The organism is Paenibacillus sp. FSL R7-0345 (genome assembly GCF_038595055.1).
Taxonomy (GTDB): Bacteria; Bacillota; Bacilli; order Paenibacillales; family Paenibacillaceae; genus Paenibacillus_AQ.
Map to the genome: position 1 here is coordinate 3,001,770 of NZ_CP152002.1, position 24,134 is coordinate 3,025,903.

The following is a 24,134-nucleotide window of genomic DNA, read 5'->3' on the forward strand; positions in this document are numbered from 1 at the left end:
GTGTGTGAAGTGGGGGGACGGCAAGAACAATACAAAGTGCTGCTGGTGGATGATGAGCCGATTATTCTGCGCAGCTTAAAGGTGGCTATTCCCTGGGAGGAGCTGGGTCTGAGTATTGCCGGCGAAGCCCGCAACGGGGAGGCTGCGCTGCGGCTGATTGAAGAAACTTCACCGCAGATCGTGATCAGCGATATCCGGATGCCGGTTATCGACGGTATAGCCTTAATGAAGGAACTGCTTCCGCGTAATCCGAAGCTGCTGTTTATTTTTATCAGCGGGTACGGGGAATTCGAATATGCGCGGGATGCGCTGCGCCTCGGTGCCTTTGATTACCTGCTCAAGCCGATAGACCATGACGAGCTGACAGAAATGCTGACCCGGGCGCGGGCCAAGCTGGACCGCCAGAAGGAGAACGAGCAGCTGATGCACTCGGTCCAGATGCTGTCCATGCTGGCCCGGGAACGGATGTTTTCCGAATTTACGCTCGGCAATCCGCGGCCGCTGCAGCATTTGAAATGGCTGGAGAACAGCGAGCTGGAGCGCGAGTATTTCATGGCTGTGGTCCGGCTGGACGATTACGCATCTCTTACCGCCAAATGGAGTTCCGAGGAGAAACATCTGTGGCTGTTTGCAATCCGCAATATTCTTGAGGAATGGTCGCTGGAGAACGGGGCATTATCCATTTTTCCGTTTTACAACGGTGAATGGGTGCTGTTGTTCCCCGGAAGCCTCGGCACGGTCCGGAAGGAGCTCGGTGAGCGGCTTGTTGCGGATATCAAACGCTATTCCAAGCTGCACTGCTCGGTTGGCATCAGCCGCACTACACAGGGCATTGACCAGCTGAGCACCGTTTATCCGCTTGCGGCCAAGGCGCTGTACCGCCGCTTTTATTCCGGAGAAGCCGGAGTGTTTATTGAAGAGGAAACCCCGGACACCGGTGAGCGGGATATTCAATATCCCAAGGAGCTGGAGCTGTCGCTTATCGAGAGCATCCGGACCTTGAACCTCGAACGGATGCTGCTGCTGTTTGACGAAATGTCCTGCTTCATTGAAGCACAGGCCTTGCCGAAAGAACTGGCACAGCGGGTCATCATCGAGCTTGTTGTTGTCCTGTACAGACAGTTCGAGCAGCTGAGCCTGCACGCGGAGTTGTCACTGGAGGGACTGCTGGGCAAGCTGCAGGGCCAGGGTACGCTGAGCGCAGTCATTAATGTGCTTAAGCAGGATTTCCGGGACTGGATGCAGGAAGGCAGCAGACAGGCAGCACGCGATGACGGCCGCAGTGTGGTCGATAAAGCCAAAAGGTATATTGAGGACAATTACCATAAGGATCTGAGCATTGAAGAGGTGGCCGAGGTGGCAGACCTGAGCATCAGCCATTTCTGCACGCTGTTCAAGCAGGTCTCCGGTTATACCTTCCTGGAGTTCGTCACCCACTGCCGGATGGAGAAGGCCAAATATATTTTGCAGAACAGCAGTGTCAAGGTATACCAGGTGGCGCCGCTTGTCGGCTATCAGGACCCGAAATACTTTACCCAGGTATTTAAGAAGGCTACGGGGAAGACACCGACGGAATACCGGGAAGAGGTAATGAGGGTGGCGGGTGAGGGCTGAGGGTAGGGCATCGGGAAGTGCTCTAACCTAAAATGTGAATAGCAAGTAAATATTGCAGCCGTAGCCGTCTCGGAGGGGAAAACCATCCGGGGTATCTGCGGCTTTTTTAATTTTCAAGTTAACCAAGCCGGATTCGCACGGTATGACAAATGTCATACCCGTTCCTTGATGTTTATGTCTTACGGACATGACACATTCTTCACTATAATTAAGGTAAATATATGAAGAGTGAGTGCACATACAAGGAGGAACCTACTGATGTCCAAGAGCAGCACTGCATCCCAGCTCTCCAGCCTGAAGAAAAGCGTGGCCCCTTTTGAAAAAAATGACCGCAATACGAGTATAAAGCAGATGATTAACACGCTTGGCCCGCTGTTCCTGCTATGGGCGGCTGCTTATTTCAGCTTGTCCGTATCCTACTGGCTGACCCTGCTGTTTGCTGTACCGGCAGCTGGCTTTGTCATCCGTACCTTTATTATTTTTCATGATTGCTGTCATGGATCGTTCTTCAAGAACCGCAAAGCGAATGATATTCTCGGAACCATCACCGGTGTGCTGACCCTTGTCCCGTACCGCCAGTGGAAAAGAAGCCACTCCATCCATCACGCCGGCAGCAGCAACCTCGACAAACGCGGCATTGGTGATATCTGGATTATGACCGTTGAGGAGTACATTGCAGCTAAACCGCTGCAGCGTCTTTGGTACCGGATCTACCGCAATCCGCTGGTCATGTTCGGCGCAGGACCGATTGCCGTGTTCCTGATCCAGTACCGTTTTAACGTAAAAAGCGCCAGACGCCAGGAGCGGATGAATACGTATCTGACGAATGTGCTGATTGTGGCGCTGTATGCCGGGATGATCTGGGCTGTCGGCTGGCAGGCATTTCTGCTGGTTCAGCTGCCGATCGTGTTCGTCTCAGGATTCCTGGGCATCTGGCTGTTCTATGTGCAGCATCAGTTCGAGGATACATTCTTTGAGCATGAAGAGGAGTGGAGCTATGTGATGGCAGCCGTAGAAGGAAGCTCGTATTACAAGCTGCCCAAGCTGCTGCAGTGGATCACCGGCAACATCGGCTTTCACCATGTGCATCATCTGGCGCCCAAAGTGCCTAACTATAATCTGGAGCTGGCCCACAATGCCACACCGCCGCTGCAGAAAGCAACAACCATTACGATCGGCACAAGCCTGAAGGCGCTCCGTTTCCGTCTGTGGGACGAGGAGAATAAAGGGTTTGTCGGCTTTAAAGAGATTAAAGACCGGTTGCGGCAGCCGCTGCCTTCTGTTGAAGGAATGAAGATACAGAAACCCGGACTGCAGGCCAAATAGAAGAGCTCCAGAGCCGGAGCCAGGAGAGGAAGCAGACACGCTAAAATGGCGGCGGGTACGCTTCTTCTCTTTTTTACTGCGGATTATGCTAAAATGGGGGTACAAACTTGCTGGTAAAAAGGATGGCGGATATGCAGAAGTGGCATCATATTTTTCATAAAAGCACGGGCTTAAGCCCTTATGTATGGGTTGTGTTCTATATTCTGCCGTTTTACTCGATCTTCCGCTTATCCTCGATGGACCGCTGGGTGTACGGCATTGTCATGATTATTCTGTTTTTTGCCTGTTATGTGCTTGCCTTCAAATCGCGGGGCTGGCTGGTCTACTTCTGGACGAGTGTGCAGATTATTGTTTCCATAACGATGACGCTGATGTTCGGTTATATGTATTTCGCGCTGTTTCTGGCCTTTTTTATCGGGAATATCCAGAGCCGGGCGGGCTTCTTCACCATGTATACGATTCATCTGCTGACGACGATTGTGGCGATCAATTATGAGCTGATTACGCGCAATCCGGTATTTTTGTCCCAGCTGCCTTTTGTATTGGTCAGTATTATTGCTGTAGTGCTGCTGCCCGTAACTACCTACAACCGCAACAATCAGGATAAGCTGCAGGGCCAGCTGGAGGATGCGAACAAGCGGATCTCGGAACTGGTCATTATGGAGGAGCGCCAGCGGATTTCGCGGGACCTGCATGATACACTGGGTCAAAAGCTGTCCCTGATCGGGCTCAAGAGTGACCTGGCCGGCAAGCTGATCAACAAAAATCCGGCGCAGGCTATTGTGGAGATTAACGACGTCCGCCAGACGGCAAGAAGTGCGCTCAAAGAGGTCCGGGAGATGATTACCCAGATGCGGGGTATCCGGCTGGAGGATGAGCTGGTGCGGATCAGGCAGCTTTTGCAGGCGGCGGAGATTGAATTTGAACTACAGGGCAGTCCCAAGCTGGAAAATACCTCATTGATAACAGAAAATGTACTCAGTATGTGTATTAAAGAAGCGGTGACGAATGTAGTCAAGCACAGCAGTGCTACCAAGTGCTGCATTCAGATTGAGCCCTCCCGCACGGATGTGGCGATCAGGGTGTCTGACAACGGAAATGGCCTTAACGGGGCTAATCTGAATTACAAAGGCCACGGCCTTCAGGGGATGAGGGAGCGGCTGGAGTTTGTCAACGGATGTATGGAGATTACGCAGAACAGCGGAACGACGGTTATGATTAAGGTACCGACAGTAATCCGGCAACTGGAAATGGAGGCGAAAGAAGGATGATTCATATTGTGATTGCTGAAGACCAGCGCATGCTGCTTGGCGCACTGGCTTCGCTGCTGGATCTGGAAGAGGATATGAAGGTAGTGGGCCGCGCGGGCAACGGGGAGGAAGCGGTCAAGCTGGTGCAGCAGCACAAGCCGGACATCTGCATCATGGACATTGAAATGCCGGCGATGACCGGACTAGAGGCGGCAGAAGCGCTGAAGGGCTCCGGCTGTAAAATCATGATCCTGACCACGTTTGCCCGGACCGGTTATTTCGAGCGTGCTGTAAAAGCCGGCGTGGATGCCTATCTGCTTAAGGACAGCCCCAGCGAGGAGCTGGCTCTCTCCATCCGCAGCGTTATGGCCGGCAGAAGAATCTATGCCCCGGAGCTGATGGATGAGGCTTACAGCAGTGAAGCCAACCCGCTGACCCAGCGCGAGAAGGAAGTGCTCGGCCTGATCGCCGACGGCAAAAATACGAAGGAAATCGCCAGCCAGCTCTATATCACAACCGGAACCGTGCGCAACTATATTTCGGTGATTCTTGACAAGCTGGATGTCGGCAACCGGATTGAGGCGATAACGCGTTTTAAGGAAAAGGGCTGGTTTAAATAGAGGGTTTAGGCAGACTGAAGCTTAAAAGGGAGGGACCATGGGTCCGTCCTATTTTTTTTGGAGAAAGTTATGAGTCGGGTAGGTTGTATAGTTCCTTTTGCCCAATTTTACCATAACAGGGCTTGTAAGATTGGAAGCACAGTTGATTTTTGTTAAGATAAATGCAAACATGTGATCTTATCTACCGGTATGGGTAATTGAGGTTATGTGCCTGTTTTCTGCAATAAGGTTATGTTCTCATATTCCAGCTTACAAGTCGGGAGGTATCTGCTTTGCCTGAACTTACTTCATCTTATGTGGATTCTCTAGCACCTAACACCGCCGCCATCAAGAACGGCCAGGGTCTGGTGCGCAAAAAGAGCTTCATCCAGCTTCACCGCACCGAGGACGGCGAGCTGCTGTTCGGACAATGTGCCGGCAGCGGTAAAACACCGTACGAATGCTCGGTAGACTTCGTTACCCCGGAGAGCCCGGTGTTCCGCTGCTCCTGCCCAAGCCGCCAGTTTCCCTGCAAGCATGCCCTTGGATTGCTGTATGCCTATGTGGAGGGCCAGACCTTTACTCCTGCTCCTGTTCCGGAGGATATTGCCTCCAAACGGGATAAGGCTGAGAAACGCGAAGAGAACAAGGCCAAACAGGCTGCCGAGGGCAGTCCGGCCAAGCCCAAGAAGATTAATAAATCCGCGCTCAAGAAAAAAATCACCGCCCAGCTGGAAGGGCTGGAGCTGCTGGAGAAGCTGGTGCTCTCGCTGGTCCGCGGCGGCTTGTCGACTATCGACGCCAAGACGCTGAAGGCGGTACAGGAGCATGTTAAACAGCTCGGCAACTATTATTTGTCCGGTGCTCAGATTGAGCTTCGCCGGTTTGCGCTGCTGCTAGGCAAAGGAGAGGACCGTGAACAGGGCTATACATATGCGGTCCGGCAGCTGACCCTGCTGCATGCCTTCATTAAGAAGGGCCGCAGCTATCTGACTGCGAGAAGCGAGGACCCTGAGCTGGCCCTCGATCATGAATCAACTATCGATGAATGGCTGGGTCATGCCTGGCAGCTGTCCGAGCTGAAGGAATATGGGCTGACAACTGAGAATGCAGAGCTGCTTCAGCTGGCTTTTTACAGCTATGATGACAAAGCCCGCCAGGAATTCGTGGACCAGGGCTACTGGCTGGATAAGTCTGCCGGAGCCGTTTATAAGACATTGCATTACCGTCCGTACAAGGCAGCCAAGCTGCTGCGTGAGGAAGACAGCTTCTATGAAGTGGCTGAAGTGCCGCTGCTATATAAATATCCGGGTGATATGAACCCGCGGGTCCGTTATGAAGGGATGACCGCAAGAACGGTCACTCCGGCAGATCTCGGGCAGGTTCACGCTCATGCCCACAGCTCCATCGCCGAGGCGGTCAAGAAGGTGAAGAACCAGCTGAAGAATCCGCTCAGCGACAAGGAGCCAGTGCTGCTGCTCCATGCTGTAAGTATCAGTCAGACCGATCAGGGCGAGTATCTGATTACAGATGAAGCCGGGGGACAACTGGTGCTGGAGGATATTCCCGCACTGCCCCAGGGTACAACCGCGCTGCTGCCTTTCCTGCCGGCGGTATGTCTGCAGAATTGCTCCCTGCTGGTCATGTTTGAGCATGATATGGACCGGGGCAGGCTTGCAGCTCAGCCGCTTGGCATCATCCACGCCGAAGGCATTACACGGCTTCTTTAACTATTTAAGGATCTGAAACATAGCCTTTGCATAATATTTCGGTAGGGGGAACGCCCATGAGTACAGCATTATTGCAAGAGCTTCATCAGGAGGTACGAAGACTATATATTGCGGGCAGCGATCTGGCTGCAGACGATTTCCGCCTGAAACGGCTGCTGCCGCAGTTCGAGCAGCTGGGCGAACGGGCTGCTGTGTTCAAGCGGCTTGGTGAGGGGATTTCGGCACTGATGTCAACTGAAGCTGCTGCAGGGCAGGGTTCCGCAGTGAAGCTGCAGGACCTGGCCCTGCTGCTGGAATCGGTGCTGTATACCCAGGGAAGCACCTCGCCGTCCGGCGGTGTACCCGATCAGCTGCAGGGCAGCGCATTTGGACTGGAGACCAAGGTATCCTCCCGGAAGCTGTCAGCTGTCCGTCAGGCATTAACGACAACAGGAAGCGGCAGATACGAGACAGTGCTTGAAGCGTTCAAGGATGGCGTGTTCGAGGATCTGCGCCTGCTCCCGCTGGCCGTCAGTGCGCTTGGCGATCCCTATGCGGAGCTTGCAGACTTCGCCATGAACAAGATTGTGCCATCCTATGGTCCGGCTGCAGCCGATTATCTGGTGGAGCATTTCAATCCAGCCGGCGGAAAAAGCGAAGTCCGCAAGCTGCATGTGATCAAAGCAGTAGGCCGTCCTGAGCTGCTTGAAGAAATCTTCAAGGCTGCCGGCAGCGGCAGCGATGATGTGCGGGCGGCGGCTATTCTCTGCCTGGCCGGTCAGCAGGAATATGTTCAGGCACTGCTTGATTGGACAACGGACAAGAAGAAGCCGATCCGCGAAGCTGCATATACAGCACTTGCGGAAGGGGGCTCAGCAGAGGGGCAGGAGCGGCTGTTTGAGGCTTTTGCCGGGAAGAAGGACCGGGAACTGGCGGCCTATGCGCTGGCGAAATGGCCGTCTGAACCGCTGGCAGAAAGGCTGTCAGTGAAGTTTATGGATGAGCTGCAGGAGGCCCTGGCAGCGGATCATAAAGACAGCAAAAAGAACGAGGCACTCTGGAACGTCATCTCGCTGTACCTGATAGCCCTTACTGATATCCGCAATCCGCAGCTTGATGAAATATTCCGTTTTATTATTGGAGAATATGACCGGTTTGCCGCTCTGGGCTGGCTGCATCTGCTGGACCGGGCTGCGCGGTATGAAGAAACTGCGCAGTCGGAGCAGGGACTTGAGCTGCTGCGTGAGCTGGATAAGAAGAGCGTACGCTACCTTTCTTACTACTTCCGCGCAGCGCAGCAGCTCCTCACAGCCGGGGAGCTCTACGCTGAGTTCGCCGGGGGATCGATGCTCGACAAGATGAAGGCGAAGCTGGCTAAAGATGCCGCCACGCGTAACCGTGTGCTGCAGGAGACGTTGGAGGAGCAGATCCTGAATGCGGAAAGAGTGACTTATGAGCTCTCCTGGGATTATTCGGGAAGCCGCCAGCAGTATGTGTGGGAGATGCTGTCTCCGGACCGGATCGCGGCAGAGTGGGACCCGCGGTGGCTGGACTGGGCGATTGACCGGGATGCCCCGGAGCTGGTATCCGCTCTTGCCCGCCCCGGTCATTCCGGTGTACAGGAGTATCTGATTGCCAAGCTTAACCGGGAAGGTAAACACCGCAAAGACTTTGACTTCGTGTCCAATCTGTTTAAAGGACTTGAACGCGCGGGGCTTCCTGAAGCGGAGCGGCAGGAGCTGCTGATCTCTGTGGTGGCGGAGCAGCGATTTCAGAATCCGTACTCCCTGCATTTTTATCTGCTTGAGCTGATGCTGAGCTTCCCGGCCAGCTATGCTGAACGGATTGAAGCGGTCTTGCCTAAATACCGCTACGAGAGCAAAACGCAGCTGGAGTATGTAGCCAGCCATCTGCGAGGCCGGCAGTAGGCTGGCTTTAGGCGGGGGCTTGGCGTTAGGCGTTAATGGACGGGTGCAATACCTATATAGATTGAACTTAAGAACTTATGTTAAGGAAAGAGTGGCGGAGGAGAATTTTGGAACTGGAGGAGCGGTAGCGACCGCCTGAAAGCTTTTCGCAGAAAAGCTCGCATCGGAAGCATAAGCTGTCTGCGGATTTCATCCGTTAAAAACGGTATAAATCAAAAAAATCTGCAGACAACAGCGGCTGGAAGTCCAAACATTCTCTGGAGTCACATGCAATCCCAAAACAGCAAAATTATTAGTTCAATCTATATAGTTGGATTTTCGACACTTAATTCCGGCTAATTTCAATTTTTGCAGTCATTAAGTGGAAAAAAGGCATTTAATTTGACCGAAATAGCCTTTCAGGCCTGATTTACGGGAAATTAAGTAGCGTTTTTCCAACTAGAATTTCAATAAGCATTATTCGTAGAAGAAATAAGCAGCGATTTTCCACTTAGTTGGTTGAAGCATGCTAAGGGGCAGGAAGAGCTTGAGAAATTGCCAGCCTTTCAAGGAATGTTTCATGATATTACACAAAGGAGAGGTGTACATGTCAACTGGACAAGAGCAGCTTCAGGATTACATGCGGCTGCCGGCGGAGGTATTGTACCGCGAGGAGCTTGAAGCGCTGATCAAAGAGGACAAAGGGAAAATCCCGGCCGGCTGGCAGATGTCGCCGCGTTCGGTTCTGACCTTCATCGCGGGAGGAAAGGCAGGCAAAAAGATTATTACCCCGAAATATATCGGCAATACACGGCTGATCGAAATGGCTGTAGCCACACTGGTGACGGACCGGGCGCTGCTGCTGATCGGGGAGCCGGGTACAGCCAAATCGTGGCTGTCCGAAAACCTGGCGGCGGCGATTTACGGCAACTCCGGACTGGTTGTCCAGGGAACAGCGGGAACAAGCGAGGAGCAGGTACGTTACTCCTGGAACTATGCAATGCTGCTGGCGAACGGGCCGACGCCCGAAGCGCTGGTCAGAAGCCCGATTATGCGGGCCATGGAGGATGGCGGGATTGCCCGCTTTGAGGAAATTTCACGCTGCGCCTCCGAGGTGCAGGATGCACTGATCTCCATTCTGTCGGAGAAGACGATCTCAGTGCCGGAGCTGGGCAAGGAAACAAGCGCGCGCAAGGGCTTCTCGATTATTGCTACTGCCAACACGAGAGACCGCGGGGTAAATGAAATGTCCGCCGCCCTGAAACGGCGGTTCAACATTATTGTGCTGCCGGCACCGTCAGATATCGAGACAGAGCTTTCGATTGTGAAGAAGCGGGTAGCCGAGATTGCGGCTTCCTACGAGCTTCAGGCCGCTGCTCCGGCTGATGATGCGCTGCTTAAGGTGGTTACGATTTTCCGCGAGCTGCGCAGCGGGATGACACTGGACAAAAAGGAGAAAGTGAAGACGCCGGCGGGAGTGATTTCAACGGCGGAAGCCATCTCACTGCTGACCAACAGTATGGCGCTGGCTGCGAGCTTTGGGAGCGGCGAATTGACAGACAGCGATCTGGCTGCCGGGCTTCAGGGAGCTATTGTGAAGGACGATGACAAGGATAAGCTGGTCTGGAAAGAATATCTAGATAATGTCATGAAGAAAAAAGGGACGGAGTGGCGCGGCCTGTATCAGGCCTGTAAGGAGATGAACGAGTGACTGCGGCTGCTGAAGCTGGGGTACGTATCTTCGGGGTGCGCCATTTGTCGCCCGGCGGGGCCAGGCATCTGCTGGACTTTCTGGATGAGCACAAGCCTACAGCGGTGCTGATTGAAGGCCCCAGTGATGCAACGGATGAAATCCGCCATCTGACCGAGGGGGCAACCAGGCCCCCGGTAGCTATTCTGGCGTTCACCGATCAGGTTCCTGTCCGCACGGTGCTTTGGCCGTTCGCTGTCTACTCTCCTGAGTATCAGGCGATGAAATGGGCGAGGAAGAATAAGGCGGAGGCTGCCTTTATTGATCTTCCGTCTTCCGTAACCCTCGGTCTGCAGGGCGCCATGAACCGGAGCAGAGCGGCCGGGCCGGAAGCAGTGCCTTCCGCTGACCAGACAGATGAGCCGGAAGCGGCAGAGGTCCAGGATGAAGAATCTGTATACAGCCGGATTGCCCAGCTTGCCGGCGAATATGATTACGACATGTACTGGGAACGCAATTATGAGCATAACGACAGCAGCGGGGCATACCAGGCAGCTATTCATGCTTTCTCGGCGCACATGCGTGAGCTGGGAGAGGAGAAGGAGCTCAGGGAGCAGCCTTCCGAGTATGCTTACAATGCGCTCCGCGAAGCCTATATGCGCCGTCAGATTCAGCAGGCGGTTACTGCGGGGCACAAGCCGGATAATATTGTAGTCATCTGCGGGGCTTATCATGCCTCGGCACTGGCGGCAGCGCTGCCGCCGATGAGCGATGAAGAGCTGGCTGCACTTCCCTCACGGAGTACCAAGCTGACGCTGATGCCTTACTCTTACTATAAACTGTCCACCATGTCCGGCTATGGCGCCGGTAATGCTGCTCCGCATTACTTTGAAATGATGTGGGACGCTATGGCTGCCGGCAAGCCGGAAGAGCTGCCGCACCGCTATCTCTCTGCGGTAGCCGGCCATGTACGCAGCGGCGGCACCTACCGCTCCACCGCTGAAGTTATTGAAGCGGTCAGGCTTGCGGAATCGCTGGCTGCCCTGCACGGCGGCAGCAGGCCGGCGCTGCGCGACCTGCGTGATGCAGCTCAGACGCTGCTTGGCCACGGGGATCTGGGCGCTATAGCAGAACCGCTGGCACGGGTTGATGTCGGCACGGCGATCGGATATTTGCCAGAGGGTGTCAGCCAAACCCCGATTCAGGACGACCTGAACCGGCTGCTGAAGCAATATAAGCTGGAGAAATATAAAGCGGCGGTTGCAAGTGACCTGCAGCTGGATCTCCGCGAGAACCGCAGAGTATCAAGCAGCGAAGCTGCCTTTCTTGATTTGCACCGTTCGGTGCTGTTTCACCGGCTGAGCCTGCTGGGCATTGCATTTGCCCGGAACCGCCCCAGCGGCCAGGACAGTGCGACCTGGGCGGAGCATTGGGTGATCCAGTGGTCACCTGAGGTGGAGATTCAAGTAGTTGAATCGACACTGCTGGGTGAGACCATTGAAGTGGCTGCAGCTTATGTGCTGCGCGAGAAGCTGCAGGAATGCCGCTCTATTGCCGAAGCCTCCGTGCTGATCCGGATTGCCTGCCAGTGCGCTATGACTGCCCAGATGGAGGAAGGTACCCGGGTGCTGCAGAATCTGGCTGCCCTCAGCCGGGACGTGGTTGGTATGGCGGCTGCAGCACGTGAGCTGTCAACCATCCTGAGCTTCGGGGATATCCGCAAAGTCGATACAGCACCGCTTCTGCCGCTGCTGGAGGAGCTGTTCAACAGAGGCTGCCTGTTTCTGCTCGATGCCAGCGGCTGCAACGACGAGGCCGCCGGCGCGATGCTGACGGCCATGAATGAATTGAACGGGATCTCGCTGGAGCACGGAGACAAGCTGGATGACGGGCAATGGCTGCAGGAGCTGCAGCAGCTGGCGGAGCGCGACGACCGCAATCCGCGCCTGTCCGGCTATGCCTGCGCGATTCTGCTGGAGCGCGGCAGTGTTTCGGCCGGGGAGCTTGCGGCTGAGGTGTCGCGCCGCCTGTCCCCGGGCATACCGGCCGATCTGGGTGCCGGCTGGTTCGAAGGCCTGTCCATGCGCGGCCATTACGGCCTGCTGTCACGCATGAGCCTGTGGGAGCAGCTGAATGATTACATCAATGCACTGGATGACGACCAATTCAAGCGGGCACTGGTCTTTCTCCGCAGAGCGTTCAGCACGTTCTCCCCGCGCGAGAAGACGATGATTTCCGAGCTGCTGGGCGAGCTGTGGGGCGTAAACAGCGAGCAGGCGGCTGAGGTGCTGACCGGTGAGCTGAAGGAGGAGGAAGCCAAAATGCTGGATGAGCTGAATGATTTTGACTTCGGTGACTTTTAGATGACGAATGAACATATAGAGGAACACACGCTGACCCGCTGGCGGCTGATTCTCGGCCAGGAGGCGGATGCTGCACTGTCCGGATACGGGGAAGGCGGACAGCTGTCGCTGACGGAAGAAGAGCGGGTAATGGACGCTGCCCTGGCCGCCATATATGATGAGACAGGAGCCGGCGGAGCTTCGGGAAAGACAGCCAGCAACAGGGGCAAGGGCGCAGGGTCCGGGCACGGTTCCCTGAACCTGTCCAAATGGCTAGGAGACGTACGCAGCTTCTTTCCGGAAGATGTAGTCTCGATTATCCAGAGTGATGCCATGGAGCGCAAAGGCTGGAAGCAGCTGCTGTTTGAGCCTGAGCTGCTGGCTGCGGTCAAGCCGGATATTCAGCTGGTGGGAACCCTGCTCTCCCTGAAGGGCAAAATCCCAGAGAAGACAAAAGAGACAGCGCGTATGCTTGTTAAGGCGCTGGTCGATGATCTCGTCAAGCTGCTGGAGACTGATATCCGGCGTGCGGTCACAGGCGCGCTGAACAAGCGCCAGCATTCTCCGCTGCCCTCACTGAGCGGTCTGGACTGGAAGCTGACGATCCAGCGGAATCTCAAGCATTATGACCAGGAGCGGCGGATTATTATTCCTGAACGTTTTTATTACTTTGACCGGGCCCGCCGCAGCAAGGAATGGACGGTAATCGTTGATATTGACCAGAGCGGCTCGATGGCGGATTCAGTGATCTGGGCTTCGGTGATCGGCTCGATTTTTGCCAGTATCCCGGCCTTGAACACCCGTGTAGTTGTTTTTGATACAGAGGTGGTAGACCTGACCGAGCAATGCGCCAATGACCCGGTAGATATGCTGTTTGGTATTCAGCTCGGCGGCGGTACGGACATTAACAAATCCGTGAAATACTGTGAGCAGTTTATTGAAGAACCCAAAAAAACATTGTTTATCATCGTCTCTGACCTCTATGAGAACGGGAACCAGTCTGCACTCGTGCGGCGGATGCGTGAGCTCAGGGAGTCCGGTGTGCGCACAATGACGCTGCTGGCTTTATCTGATTCAGGCAAGCCCTCGTATGACGAGCGTCTGGCACGGCAGCTGTCCAGGGATGGTACACCTTGCTTTGCCTGCACACCGGCGCTGCTGCCTGCACTGGTTGAAGGCGCGCTGAAGGGCCAGGATCTTGCCGAACTGGCGAAGCGGCTGGGTGCCCAGTAATTCTGGCAAATATGTGATCGCAACTATCACGCTTTCTGCCAATGTGTCTAAATAGTAAGATTGCTCTTATCATCTGGCCATGGGCCGCTGGATTAGTATAAATAGGGTTCGGCTGCAGACTGATACCATTACGTCCAGCCAGGAATGCTTTATTTTATCCAGCACTTACTTTTCATTCACATATTGTGTAAGCTGCGTATATCATTTATAATCGGTTATTAAAAAGCACCTAACAATAGGAGCTGCTTGAAAGGAAATGAATCCCTTATGGCAAGTAAGTTAAGAGCGGGTATCGTTGGCGGTACTGGTATGGTAGGTCAGCGTTTTATTGCACTCCTTGAGAATCATCCATGGTTTCAGGTAACAGTCATTGCTGCGAGCAAGAATTCTGCAGGCAAAACATACGAAGAATCGGTAAAGGGCAGATGGAAGCTGGAAACAGCTATGCCTGATGCGGTAAAAGGTATTATGGTTCTGGATGCGGCTAATGTAGAAGAAGTGGCTGCAGACGTCGATCTGATTTTCTGTGCCGTTGACATGAAAAAAGAAGAAATCAAAGCACTGGAAGAAGCTTATGCCAAGACAGGCACACCTGTTATCTCCAATAACTCGGCACACCGCTGGACGCCTGACGTTCCGATGGTCATTCCTGAGATCAATCCGGAGCATCTGGCGGTTATCGCCCAGCAGCGTAAACGTCTGGGAACGGAAACAGGCTTCATCGCCGTTAAGCCGAACTGTTCGATCCAGAGCTACATGCCGGCGCTGAATGCTTTGAGCGAATTCAAGCCGTCTAAGGTGGTAGTAACAACTTACCAGGCGATTTCGGGAGCCGGCAAAACGTTTACCGACTGGCCGGAAATGCTGGACAACGTTATTCCATACATCGGCGGGGAAGAAGAGAAGAGCGAGCAGGAGCCGCTGCGGATCTGGGGCCAGGTGACTGAGGAAGGCATCGTCAAAAGCGAACAGCCTGTCATCACCAGCCAGTGTATCCGCGTACCTGTGGCCGACGGCCATATGGCAGCGGTATTCGCTTCCTTTGAGCAGAAGCCGTCCAAGGAAGAAATCCTGGAGCGCTGGAACAGCTTTAAGGGACGCCCGCAGGAGCTTGAGCTGCCAAGCGCACCGAAGCAGTTCATCACCTATTTCCAGGAAGAAAACCGTCCGCAGACCAGACTCGACCGCGACATTGAGAATGGAATGGGTGTCTCTGCAGGCAGACTGCGTGAAGATACGCTGTACGATTACAAATTCGTCAGCCTTTCCCACAATACTGTCCGCGGTGCTGCCGGCGGCGCTGTGCTGATTGCAGAGCTGTTGAAAGCAGAAGGTTATATCCAGCCGAAATAAGATTGTTTTGTACAGCCTGCCGGACCTGTTCCGGCAGGCTGTTTGCGTATTTACCTGACAGGCCATGCTTATTAATGGTAAGATAGGTTAGATTGCATAGAAACTAGATACAGACGGAGTGATATTGTGGCAAAAAGTAAGGGCGGCGGCACAGGCAGAGGAACCGGCAGCAAAGGCTGGACCCGCTGGAACAAGACAGCGAAGCCGGTGAAGCCGAAAAAAGGAACAACAGGCAGCCAAGGGCCAAACGGTGCCGTTAAAGACAGCAGCGAAACTAAAAAGGGTGGACGTAAATAATCAGGCCCATCGCTTATAGATGTATGCAGCATCTGATTTGTACGCCAAAATCAGGTGTTTTTATTTTCCGGCGGAAGGGATCTGATCATGAGGATCGATAAATATATGAGCAAAACGGGCATTTATCCGCGCCGGGAGACTGCCAGACTGCTTGCCGCCGGCCGGATTACAGTAAACGGTGAGGTCTGCGGTAAAAATACTATTTTGGAGCCGGATGATCTGGTAGCTGTTGACGGAAAGCCGGTAAGCATGACCGTGCAGGAATCCGTCTATTTGGCCCTTAACAAGCCTATGGGCATTACCTGTACAGCGGCGCGCGGGGTAGAAGGCAATATTATTGATTACATCAACTATCCTTCACGCATCTTTGCTGTAGGACGGCTGGATAAGCATTCGGAGGGTCTGATCCTGCTCACTAACGACGGAGATATCGTTAACACCATGATGCGTTCGGAAAATCAGCATGAGAAGGAATACCGGGTAACAGTAGATAAGCCGGTGACCGTACCCTTCCTGGAAGCGATGTCCGCCGGTGTTGCCATACTGGGGACTGTCACCAAGCCTTGTGTTACTTACCCGATAGCAGAGCAGCAATTTGGCATTATACTCACCCAGGGACTTAATCTGCAGATCCGCCGGATGTGTAAAGAGCTGGGACAAAGAGTGCTCCGCCTGGAGCGGACCCGGATTATGAATATTACACTGGACGGCCTGGAAAGAGGAGTGTGGCGGCATCTGACCGGACAGGAGCTGGACACACTGATGGAGTCCCTGAACGGATGAAATCCGGGTGAATACTATTGCACACATTTAAAAATCCGTAACCCGGCCGTTTTAGCGGCAGGAGCTGCGGATTTTTTTCAAATACCGGTTAATCAGCAGCCGGCTGGTCAGAGAACACTTTTGGCTCAAACTGCTTGTCGTACAAGGCTTTATACACCCCGCTCTGTTGCAGCAGCTCATCATGTGTGCCTTTTTCAGCGATCATTCCATCCTTAACGACCAGAATCTGATCAGCAGCAATAATCGTGGACAGCCTGTGGGCGATGACAATCCCGGTTTTGTGTGCCAAAAGGGAGTGCATCGCCTGCTGAATGTAGAATTCCGAGACGGTATCGAGTGACGATGTTGCTTCATCCATAATGATAATTGGCGGATTCTTCAACAGCACCCGGGCAATCGAAATCCGCTGCTGCTCCCCGCCCGACAGCTTAATCCCGCGGTTGCCTACGATCGTCTCATATTTTTCCGGGAGCCCCATAATAAAATCATGGATGTATGCGGAGCGGCAGGCTTCAATCATCTCGGCTTCAGCCGCGTACGGACGGGCGTACAGCAGATTTTCCCGGATTGTACCGTTGAACAGATAGGTGTCCTGGGTGACCAGGCCAATCTGGGAGCGCAGCGACTCCAGTGTGAATGCCCGGATGCTTGTACCCCCTATGCTGATGGAGCCGGAAGCAATCTCGTACAGCCGCGGGATCAGACTGGTAATCGTTGTTTTGCCTGCCCCGCTTGGACCGACCAGGGCAGTCAGTGTTCCCGCATCCGCAGTAAAGCTGATCCCGCGCAGTGAAGGCTTATCCGGCTGATAGGAGAAATGGACATTGTCGAACCGGATGCTTTTTCCGGCGGCACTAACGGGCTGAGAGGCCGGTTGATCTGTTATGAACGGCTTCATATCGAAATACTCAAAAATCCGCTCAAACAACGCCACCGAACGCTTAATATCCACGTACAAATTCGTCATCTGCATTACAGGCCCGTACAGTCTGCCAAGGAGTGCAACGAAGGTGATGATAATCCCGATAGTCAGTTCCCCTTGAATAAAAAGAATTCCTCCGTACAGGTAGATCAGCATCGGACCAATACTCGTAAAGGTGGAGAGAAACATAATGAACCAGCGTCCGGCCATCGATTCGCGGATTTGCAGCGTGGTCGTTTCCACATTGATTGCGGAGAAGCTTTTATATTCTGCAGATTCCCGCGTAAACAGTTTCATTAAAAGATAACCGCTGATGCTCATCGTTTCCTGGATAATCCGGTTCTGCTCCGATACCTTCTCCTGTGTTTGTTTGGCGAGCTTCCAGCGGACATTACCCATTTTGCGGGTAGGCACAATAAACAGCGGCACGACGAGAATGCCCAGCAGAGCCAGCTTCCAGTTCATAATGAACAGCGCCACTGCGGTGGAGACGAGAATAAACAGGTTGCTTGCAAAATTGACAATCGTGTTGTTGAACACACTCTGCACCCCGGTGATGTCACTGGTCATTCTTGTAATGACCTCCCCCTGCTTCACTTCCGAGAAGAACTGCAGCGGCATCTGCTGAAGGTGGCGGTACATCTGGTTTTTCATATCATGCACAATATTCAGGGAGATAAAAGAATTCAAATAATTCTGCAGTACTCCAAGCAGGCCGGAAATGACCGTTGTACCCAGTGAAGCCAGTACGAGCAGAATGAGCAGACGCAGATTTTTGTCCGGCAGCGCATGGTCGATGATCTGCTGAATCAGAATCGGGGGCAGCAGTCCCAGCACCGCAGATACGGATAATAGTAGCACCACAATGAGCGTCTGCTTCCAGTAGGGGACAAAATATTTGCTGATCCGCAGCAGCAGTGCCCGGGAAATATCCGGTTTGCTTCCGCCTTCATCGTATTTAAACTTTCCGTGCCCCGGTCCTCCGCCGAACCCGCCGGGACTGAAGTCTCTTGCCATAAGTGTTCACCAGCTTTGATTGAATTTATGAAGATGTCCGGGTAATTCTACACCTGAAAGGAAGGGAGGTAAATGCTATAATTAACAATCGTTAGAAAAAGGAGGCACAAATCTTATGATCATTGGTCATCAGCAGGTGGAACGGAACGGAATCCGTTATATGATCAGATCAGCTGTCCGTGAGGATGCCGCGGAGCTGTCCGCAGTAAGGCTGCAGATTGACGGGGAAACCGAGAATATGGAGCGGCGGCAGGGTGAAGCTTTTATCGATGCCACGGGTTTTGAGGATGTTATCCGCAAAGATACGGAAGCAGAACGGAATTTGTTTCTTGTGGCGGAAGTAAAGGGGAGGATCGCCGGATTCGCCAGATGTGAAGGCAGCGGGCTGTCCAGAAATGCGCATAAGGTGGAATTCGGCATCTGCATTCTGCGTGCATTCTGGGGACAAGGGATCGGCTACAGTCTGCTGCAGCAAGCCACTTCCTGGGCAGATCAGCAAGGGATAGTCAAGATGGTGCTGACTGTGCTGGAGACCAATACGGGAGCCATCTCGCTATACCGCAAATTCGGATTCGAAACCGAGGGTATGCTGAAAAAAGACAAGCTGCTGGCAGACGGTACATACTATAGCACGCTGGTTATGGGCAGATTTAACAATTCGATTTGCTGACAGATGGAGGCCATTAATATTCATTTTCGATGAAAAAGAGCGGGCGGCAACCGGCATGCGGCCCGCTCTGTCTGCACCTACTCTAACTTTGGCTGCTTGCGGTGACCTTGTGCAGCAGATGCCTGGCAGCACCGCTGACATCCGGTGCTGCCGCAATCGCAGATATCACCGAGATGCCATCCGCGCCTGCGCGGATTACAGGTGGCACATTGTCTGCTGTGATGCCGCCGATCCCGACCAGCGGGATGCTGAGCCCGCTGCGCCGCAGCTGCTCTATCACCTGTGTTCCCTGCACCGCCCTGGCATCTGCTTTCGAGGAGGTAGGGTAGACCGGGCCGAGGCCGAGGTAATCAGCTCCGTCGGCAATGGCCTGCTCTGCCTCTTGCAGCGTATGCGCAGATACGCCGACGATTTTGCCGGTACCGAGCCTGCGGCGGATGGCAGCAGCCGGCTCATCCTCCTGGCCGACATGGACCCCGTCGGCATCCAGCATTTCAGCAAGCCCGATATCGTCGTTGACGATAAAGGGGATGCCGCGCTGCCGGCAGATGCCCTGCAGCTGGCGGGCCAGCTCGATGGCCGCGGCACCGCTCAGCGCACCGGGATCCTTTTCACGGAACTGGAACAGTGTAATGCCGCCGTCAATCGCCTGCAGCAGCGTGTCAGCCGGGGACAGGCGGCAGTTCACACTGCCCATAATAAAGTACAGCTTGAGCCATTCACGGATCTGCACACTGCGGTTATGCATCCTTATACCCCTCTCTTAAACTGCGCTGGTACGCAAAATGATTGGTCGGACCATGCCCGTTCCCGATACCCAGACCGTGTTCAATAGCCGCCTGAATAAAAGCTTTGGCTGTCCGGATAGCTTCGTTAACGTTATCTCCGGCAGCAATACCTGCGGCGATCGCTGCCGAGAAGGTGCAGCCGGTGCCGTGAGTATGTCTTGTATCTATACGGGGGCCATCCAGGTACGTAAAAGCCTGCCCGTCATAGATCAGATCCCGGACCCCGTCTGTTCCGTCGTCATGGCCGCCCTTGAGCACAACATACCTTGGGCCCATCGAGTGTATCAGCCTAGCTGCCTGCTCACGCTCTTTGAGCGCGGTAATGGTCATGCCGGTTAAAACTTCAGCTTCGGGAATATTGGGGGTAACGACCAGCGACAACGGCAGCAGCCCGCTGATTAGTGCGGCCACCGCCTCCTGCTGCAGCAGGGGAGAGCCGCCTTTGGCGATCATCACCGGGTCGACTACGAGCCGGCTCCAGCCGTATTCTCTTATTTTGGCGGACACGGTGCTTATGATGCTGCTGCTGAACAGCATGCCCGTCTTCACAGCATCCGGCGGCAGATCAGCTCCGACTGAGTCGAGCTGGGCAGCCACGGCCTCCTCCGTCAGGGGATAGACAGCCTGGACACCAAGCGTATTCTGGGCCGTTACGGCAGTAAGTGCAGACATGCCGTATACGCCCAGCTCCTGAAACGTCTTGAGATCAGCCTGGATGCCGGCACCGCCGCCGCTGTCCGAGCCGGCAATCGTTAGGGCCTTAGCTACTGTGGTCATGCTTTATTCTCCTTTTGCTCGCAGGCTGTTAGTTGTCAAACTGCTCTAGGCGTGATCTTTGGCTGTAGATTTCCGGGGTCACTGCTGACAGCTGATTCAGAAATTCAATCTGAAAAGCTCCCGGGCCCTGGCCTTCAGTCCGCTCTGCGGCAATCTCAGCCGCCACGCCGTAAAAAGAAAGGGCTTCTGCTGCCGCATCCAGCCAGGCACCTTCACTTACGGCGAGAAATGCACCGGTAACAGCGCTCAGCAGGCAGCCGGTGCCAGTCACCTTGGTCAGAACCGGGTGGCCGTTACTGGCAACAAAAGTGCGCGTGCCGTCGGTAATGACATCTTCACGGCCGGTAACGATCACTACACAGCCAAGCTTCAGGGCAGCCTTTTTGGCCAGTGCAAGTACATCGCCTTCACCTGCACCGGCATCCACACCTTTGCTGGCCCAGCTCTCACCGGCTACATTGGCTACCTCGGCCACATTGCCGCGCAGTGCGGTCAGCTGCAAGGACTGCACCAGCTTTTGCGTGACCCCGCTGCGGTAAGCGGTTGCTCCGGCTCCCACCGGATCAAGCACGAGAGGTACGCCGTGCGTGTTGGCGGACTCCCCGGCGATGATCATGGAGGCGATGGCCTGCTCGTTTAAGGTGCCGATATTCAGCACCACTGCTCCCGACATGGCGGCCACATCGGCCACCTCCTCACGCGCATCGGCCATAAAAGGGGATGCGCCCAGCGCCAGCAGCCCGTTAGCAGAAAAGTTGGCCACCACAATGTTCGTAATGTTATGTACGAGCGGATTGAGCTCGCGTACTTTGGCTAGATAAGACATGATTATTCCTCCTGGAAATTAGGATAAAGGATTAAATAAAAGTGTGTCCGGATAGCAGACAGCCAGGATAGTTGTACTTTGTGCAGTTAAAAGTCCGATTAAAGCTCTGATGCCGGGAATAACTGCACTCTGTGCAGCTAAAATTAGCAAAAGGAAGGAAAAACGTGATTTTGTCTGAGTTTAATTGCACAAAGTGCAGTTAAACCTGAAAAACGGTAAATTTACCCCGATATAGGTGTACAAAGTGCAGTTAAGTTGAAACGGTAGGGGTGGAGAAGCGTTTAGCATTCTGGCGAGCAGACAATAGACGCTAGTTCCGGCTGTCGTTCAACACACCATTAGTTCTCAAACCTAACTAAATTCCTGCAGCCCGTCTCACCCCGCCACCGCCGTACCTCCACGGCCGTACCTCCACAGCCGTACCCCCACCCTGAGCAATACCTCAAACCCTGCAATAGATGCTACTCCACCACACTGGCCATACCCTCACAAATTAATAAACGCCTCTTCGCTTACCGTTTCATCTGACAGCAGTCCGCTTCCGGACAGCCAGTCTGCGACTCCGCTCCACGACTCAGAGGTCTGGTAGCCGAAAGCCTCGTCCCCGGCATCCATCAGCGGCAGCAGAATATCGAGGCTCCGGCGCTCGATCTCACGGTCGAGCGGGGCGGTGCTGTCCTCATGGGCCAGCAGCAGATCCAGTGCTTCCTCCGGGTGATCCTGCACAAACTGCTGCCCTTTGCGGGCGGCGTTCATAAATTTGCTGTAGTAGTCCCGGGAGTCCTCGAGTCCCTGTTCTCCTGCAGCCAGCACCAGCTCGTAATAGTCAGGCACCCCATAAGCAGTGGGGTCAATAGAAGTAACAGGATGGTTTTCCTTCTCCAGAATCAGCTGCTCATGATTGATGAAGCCGCCGATGATGGCGTCGACGCGGCCCGTGGTAATGGCAGGGATCAGGTCAAAACCGACATCGATCAGGGTCAGCGATTGCGGATCACCGCCGTCATGTTTAACCATGGTCTTCAGCATGGCTTCATAGAGCGGTATGGAGGAGTAACCGGCGGTTTTGCCGGCAAGATCCTTGGGGCTTGCGATGCCGCTGTCTGCCGGGACAAGCAGGTGATTGAGCGGATGGCGGACAAGCGCCGCAACAGACACAACAGGAATGTCCTCTGCCCGGGCCATCAGCACCTGGGGCTGGTAGCTGAGGGCAAGATCAACCTTGCCGGCGGCGGCCAGCTTTAGGGCATCATTGCTGTCAGCAGGCATTTGCAGGTCAACCTCCAGGCCTTCCTCAGCAAAATAACCTTTCTCCTGAGCTGCATACAAAAAAGAGTGCACAGCATTCGGATACCAGTCCAGCATGACGGTTACTCTGTGCAGCTGCCCGCTGTCTGCGCCGGCGGCAGCATTCGCTCCGGGATCAGCTGAATCAGTCCCGCTGCAGCCGCTGATTACAGCAAGCAATCCGGTCAACAGCAGCGCGGTTTTAATCCGCAAATTTCGTTTAGACGATTTGTTAGAAAGGTGATTATGGCTCATCGGCGTAGACCTCTTTTCTTCAACACAATTTGTTCAGCAGTACAGATGCACAGGAATAATAGGACTCCCAGCGCGGAGAGCAGAAAGACAGCAGCGAACAGCTCGGCACTGTGCAGATTGCCGGCCATCCGGCGGCTGTAATAGCCGAGGCCCCGGCTGCCGCCGAGCCATTCGCCGATCGTTGCGCCAATGACGCAGTAGACAATGGACAGCTTCAGCCCGGAGAAATAAGATGGCAGAGCCAGCGGAATCTGTGTTTTGACCAGCAGCTGCCGGCGGCTTGCGCCCAGAGTCAGCAGCAGCTCCTTGTACTGCTCGCCGCTTTTATGCAGGCCGTCATATGTACTGACTACGACGGGGAAGAAGGCGGTCAGGAAGACAACCGCGATCTTACCTCCGAGTGTATACCCGAACCACATGATCAGGATGGGGGATAGCGCGATCAGCGGGATGGTCTGGCTGACAATCAGCAGCGGGTACACCGCTTTTGCCAGCGGCGGAAAGAGATGCATCCCCAGTCCCAGCAGGGTACCGCAGCCTGCGGCCAGCAGGAACCCGAGCAGGATTTCCTGCAGGGTTGCCGGCAGATGCACACTTAACAGCAGGCCCCGCTGCTCCACCAGTGCAATCCAGACAGCTGAAGGTGCCGGAAGGATGAACGCGGGAACCCCTCCGAACCGTACACCGGTTTCCCAGACCGCTAGGATTATCAGCACCAGAAGGGCGGCAGGGGCATAAGTATGCAGCTTCAGCTTAATTCGGGATACTCTCATGCAGCCTCCGTTCCAGCTCTTCCCGCAGCCTCATAAACTGCGGCTGATAGATCATCTGTCCCTGCCTTGGACGAGGCAGCGGAACCGTGATTTCCTGCAGGCTGCCGCGCTCCATCAGGCAGATCCGGTCACTGAGCAGCAGGGCCTCTTCCAGATCGTGGGTGATGAACGCTACGGTCCGGCCGAGGCTGCTCCATAGCTCGAGCAGCCAGCGGTGCAAGCTGCGCTTGGTCATGGCATCCAGCGCTCCAAAAGGCTCATCAAGCAGGAGCAGCTCACTCCCTGATGACAGTGTCCGGGCCAGAGCAATCCGCTGGCGCATGCCCCCGGACAGCTCCTCCGGATAAGCATTCTCTGTGCCGGCGAGGCCGAGGCTGTGCAGCAGGCTGCGGATCTGCTGCACAGCAGCCTGTCTGCTGCCTTTACGCTGCAGCTCCCAGGCCAGCAGGCAATTATCCAGCACGGTTCTCCAGGGCAGCAGCAGATCCTGCTGCGGCATATATCCGATTCTGCCGAGCCGGGAAGCGCTGCTGCCAGAAGGTCTGCCTTCAAATATAATTCCTCCGCCTGAAGGCTCGAGCAGACCGGCGATGATGCGCAGCAGCGTGCTTTTGCCGCATCCGCTGGCACCGACCAGCGAAATGAACTCTCCCTTCTGAACATTCATGGAGAGTCCTGAGATCACAGGTCCGCCTGTTCCGGTGCCGTATGAATAA

The 24,134-nt window shown here is 54.5% G+C and carries 20 protein-coding genes; 13 read left to right on the forward strand and 7 right to left on the reverse strand.

The annotated features are described in order from the left end of the window. The first annotated feature begins 9 nt into the window (after positions 1 to 9). The 12 genes from NST84_RS12700 (at position 10) to NST84_RS12755 (ending at position 16,103) form a co-directional block, all read left to right on the forward strand. Positions 10 to 1,614, forward strand: a complete 1,605-nt coding sequence (locus NST84_RS12700; RefSeq protein ID WP_342565917.1) for a response regulator — start codon at positions 10 to 12, stop codon at positions 1,612 to 1,614. 258 nt (positions 1,615 to 1,872) lie between these two features. Next, positions 1,873 to 2,940 carry a fatty acid desaturase gene (locus NST84_RS12705; RefSeq protein WP_342565918.1) on the forward strand — a complete coding sequence of 356 codons (1,068 nt, stop codon included), beginning with the start codon at positions 1,873 to 1,875 and terminating at the stop codon, positions 2,938 to 2,940. A 131-nt stretch (positions 2,941 to 3,071) separates the two neighbouring features. Then, a complete protein-coding gene (locus NST84_RS12710) occupies positions 3,072 to 4,211 on the forward strand; it encodes a sensor histidine kinase (RefSeq protein ID WP_342566415.1) in 1,140 nt (379 codons plus the stop codon). After that, complete coding sequence (locus tag NST84_RS12715; protein ID WP_039872754.1) at positions 4,208 to 4,810, forward strand: response regulator transcription factor; 603 nt, start codon at positions 4,208 to 4,210, stop codon at positions 4,808 to 4,810. The genes NST84_RS12710 and NST84_RS12715 overlap by 4 nt, the downstream gene beginning before the upstream one ends. 272 nt (positions 4,811 to 5,082) lie before the next feature. After that, complete coding sequence (locus NST84_RS12720; protein WP_342565919.1) at positions 5,083 to 6,519, forward strand: SWIM zinc finger family protein; 1,437 nt, start codon at positions 5,083 to 5,085, stop codon at positions 6,517 to 6,519. Positions 6,520 to 6,575: 56 nt separating this feature from the next. Continuing rightward, positions 6,576 to 8,426 carry a HEAT repeat domain-containing protein gene (locus NST84_RS12725; protein WP_342565920.1) on the forward strand — a complete coding sequence of 617 codons (1,851 nt, stop codon included), beginning with the start codon at positions 6,576 to 6,578 and terminating at the stop codon, positions 8,424 to 8,426. A 586-nt stretch (positions 8,427 to 9,012) separates the two neighbouring features. Next, complete coding sequence (locus NST84_RS12730) at positions 9,013 to 10,116, forward strand: AAA family ATPase (protein ID WP_342565921.1); 1,104 nt, start codon at positions 9,013 to 9,015, stop codon at positions 10,114 to 10,116. Next, a complete protein-coding gene (locus NST84_RS12735; RefSeq protein WP_342565922.1) occupies positions 10,113 to 12,458 on the forward strand; it encodes a DUF5682 family protein in 2,346 nt (781 codons plus the stop codon). Before NST84_RS12730 ends, NST84_RS12735 begins: the two co-directional genes overlap by 4 nt. Then, positions 12,459 to 13,670 carry a VWA domain-containing protein gene (locus NST84_RS12740; RefSeq protein ID WP_342565923.1) on the forward strand — a complete coding sequence of 404 codons (1,212 nt, stop codon included), beginning with the start codon at positions 12,459 to 12,461 and terminating at the stop codon, positions 13,668 to 13,670. 267 nt (positions 13,671 to 13,937) lie between these two features. Continuing rightward, positions 13,938 to 15,023 carry an aspartate-semialdehyde dehydrogenase gene (gene asd / locus NST84_RS12745; RefSeq protein WP_342565924.1) on the forward strand — a complete coding sequence of 362 codons (1,086 nt, stop codon included), beginning with the start codon at positions 13,938 to 13,940 and terminating at the stop codon, positions 15,021 to 15,023. A gap of 123 nt (positions 15,024 to 15,146) precedes the next feature. Then, positions 15,147 to 15,320: a DUF3934 family protein gene (locus tag NST84_RS12750; RefSeq protein WP_342566416.1), complete on the forward strand. Its 174-nt coding sequence runs from the start codon at positions 15,147 to 15,149 to the stop codon at positions 15,318 to 15,320. 87 nt (positions 15,321 to 15,407) lie between these two features. Further along, positions 15,408 to 16,103: a pseudouridine synthase gene (locus tag NST84_RS12755; RefSeq protein WP_342565925.1), complete on the forward strand. Its 696-nt coding sequence runs from the start codon at positions 15,408 to 15,410 to the stop codon at positions 16,101 to 16,103. Positions 16,104 to 16,191: 88 nt separating this feature from the next. Here the strand turns inward: NST84_RS12755 and NST84_RS12760 are convergent, their stop codons facing one another. Then, a complete protein-coding gene (locus tag NST84_RS12760; RefSeq protein WP_342565926.1) occupies positions 16,192 to 18,042 on the reverse strand; it encodes an ABC transporter ATP-binding protein in 1,851 nt (616 codons plus the stop codon). A 115-nt stretch (positions 18,043 to 18,157) separates the two neighbouring features. On the opposite strand from NST84_RS12760, the gene NST84_RS12765 reads away from it, so the two are divergent. Next, the gene (locus NST84_RS12765) at positions 18,158 to 18,712 is read left to right on the forward strand and encodes a GNAT family N-acetyltransferase (protein ID WP_342565927.1); all 555 of its coding nucleotides are present in this window, start codon (positions 18,158 to 18,160) and stop codon (positions 18,710 to 18,712) included. Positions 18,713 to 18,794: 82 nt separating this feature from the next. Here the strand turns inward: NST84_RS12765 and thiE are convergent, their stop codons facing one another. The 6 genes from thiE to NST84_RS12795 form a co-directional block, all read right to left on the reverse strand. Beyond that, positions 18,795 to 19,460 carry a thiamine phosphate synthase gene (gene thiE / locus NST84_RS12770; protein WP_342565928.1) on the reverse strand — a complete coding sequence of 222 codons (666 nt, stop codon included), beginning with the start codon at positions 19,458 to 19,460 and terminating at the stop codon, positions 18,795 to 18,797. Further along, positions 19,453 to 20,277, reverse strand: a complete 825-nt coding sequence (gene thiD, locus NST84_RS12775; RefSeq protein ID WP_342565929.1) for a bifunctional hydroxymethylpyrimidine kinase/phosphomethylpyrimidine kinase — start codon at positions 20,275 to 20,277, stop codon at positions 19,453 to 19,455. The genes thiE and thiD overlap by 8 nt, the downstream gene beginning before the upstream one ends. A gap of 28 nt (positions 20,278 to 20,305) precedes the next feature. Further along, a complete protein-coding gene (thiM, locus tag NST84_RS12780) occupies positions 20,306 to 21,103 on the reverse strand; it encodes a hydroxyethylthiazole kinase (RefSeq protein ID WP_342565930.1) in 798 nt (265 codons plus the stop codon). 486 nt (positions 21,104 to 21,589) lie between these two features. Next, positions 21,590 to 22,645: an ABC transporter substrate-binding protein gene (locus NST84_RS12785; protein WP_342565931.1), complete on the reverse strand. Its 1,056-nt coding sequence runs from the start codon at positions 22,643 to 22,645 to the stop codon at positions 21,590 to 21,592. Then, positions 22,642 to 23,418 carry an ABC transporter permease gene (locus NST84_RS12790; RefSeq protein WP_342565932.1) on the reverse strand — a complete coding sequence of 259 codons (777 nt, stop codon included), beginning with the start codon at positions 23,416 to 23,418 and terminating at the stop codon, positions 22,642 to 22,644. Before NST84_RS12790 ends, NST84_RS12785 begins: the two co-directional genes overlap by 4 nt. After that, positions 23,399 to 24,085 (reverse strand): ATP-binding cassette domain-containing protein, encoded by a 687-nt coding sequence (locus NST84_RS12795; RefSeq protein WP_342565933.1) that lies wholly within the window; start codon positions 24,083 to 24,085, stop codon positions 23,399 to 23,401. Before NST84_RS12795 ends, NST84_RS12790 begins: the two co-directional genes overlap by 20 nt. Positions 24,086 to 24,134 lie beyond the last annotated feature (49 nt).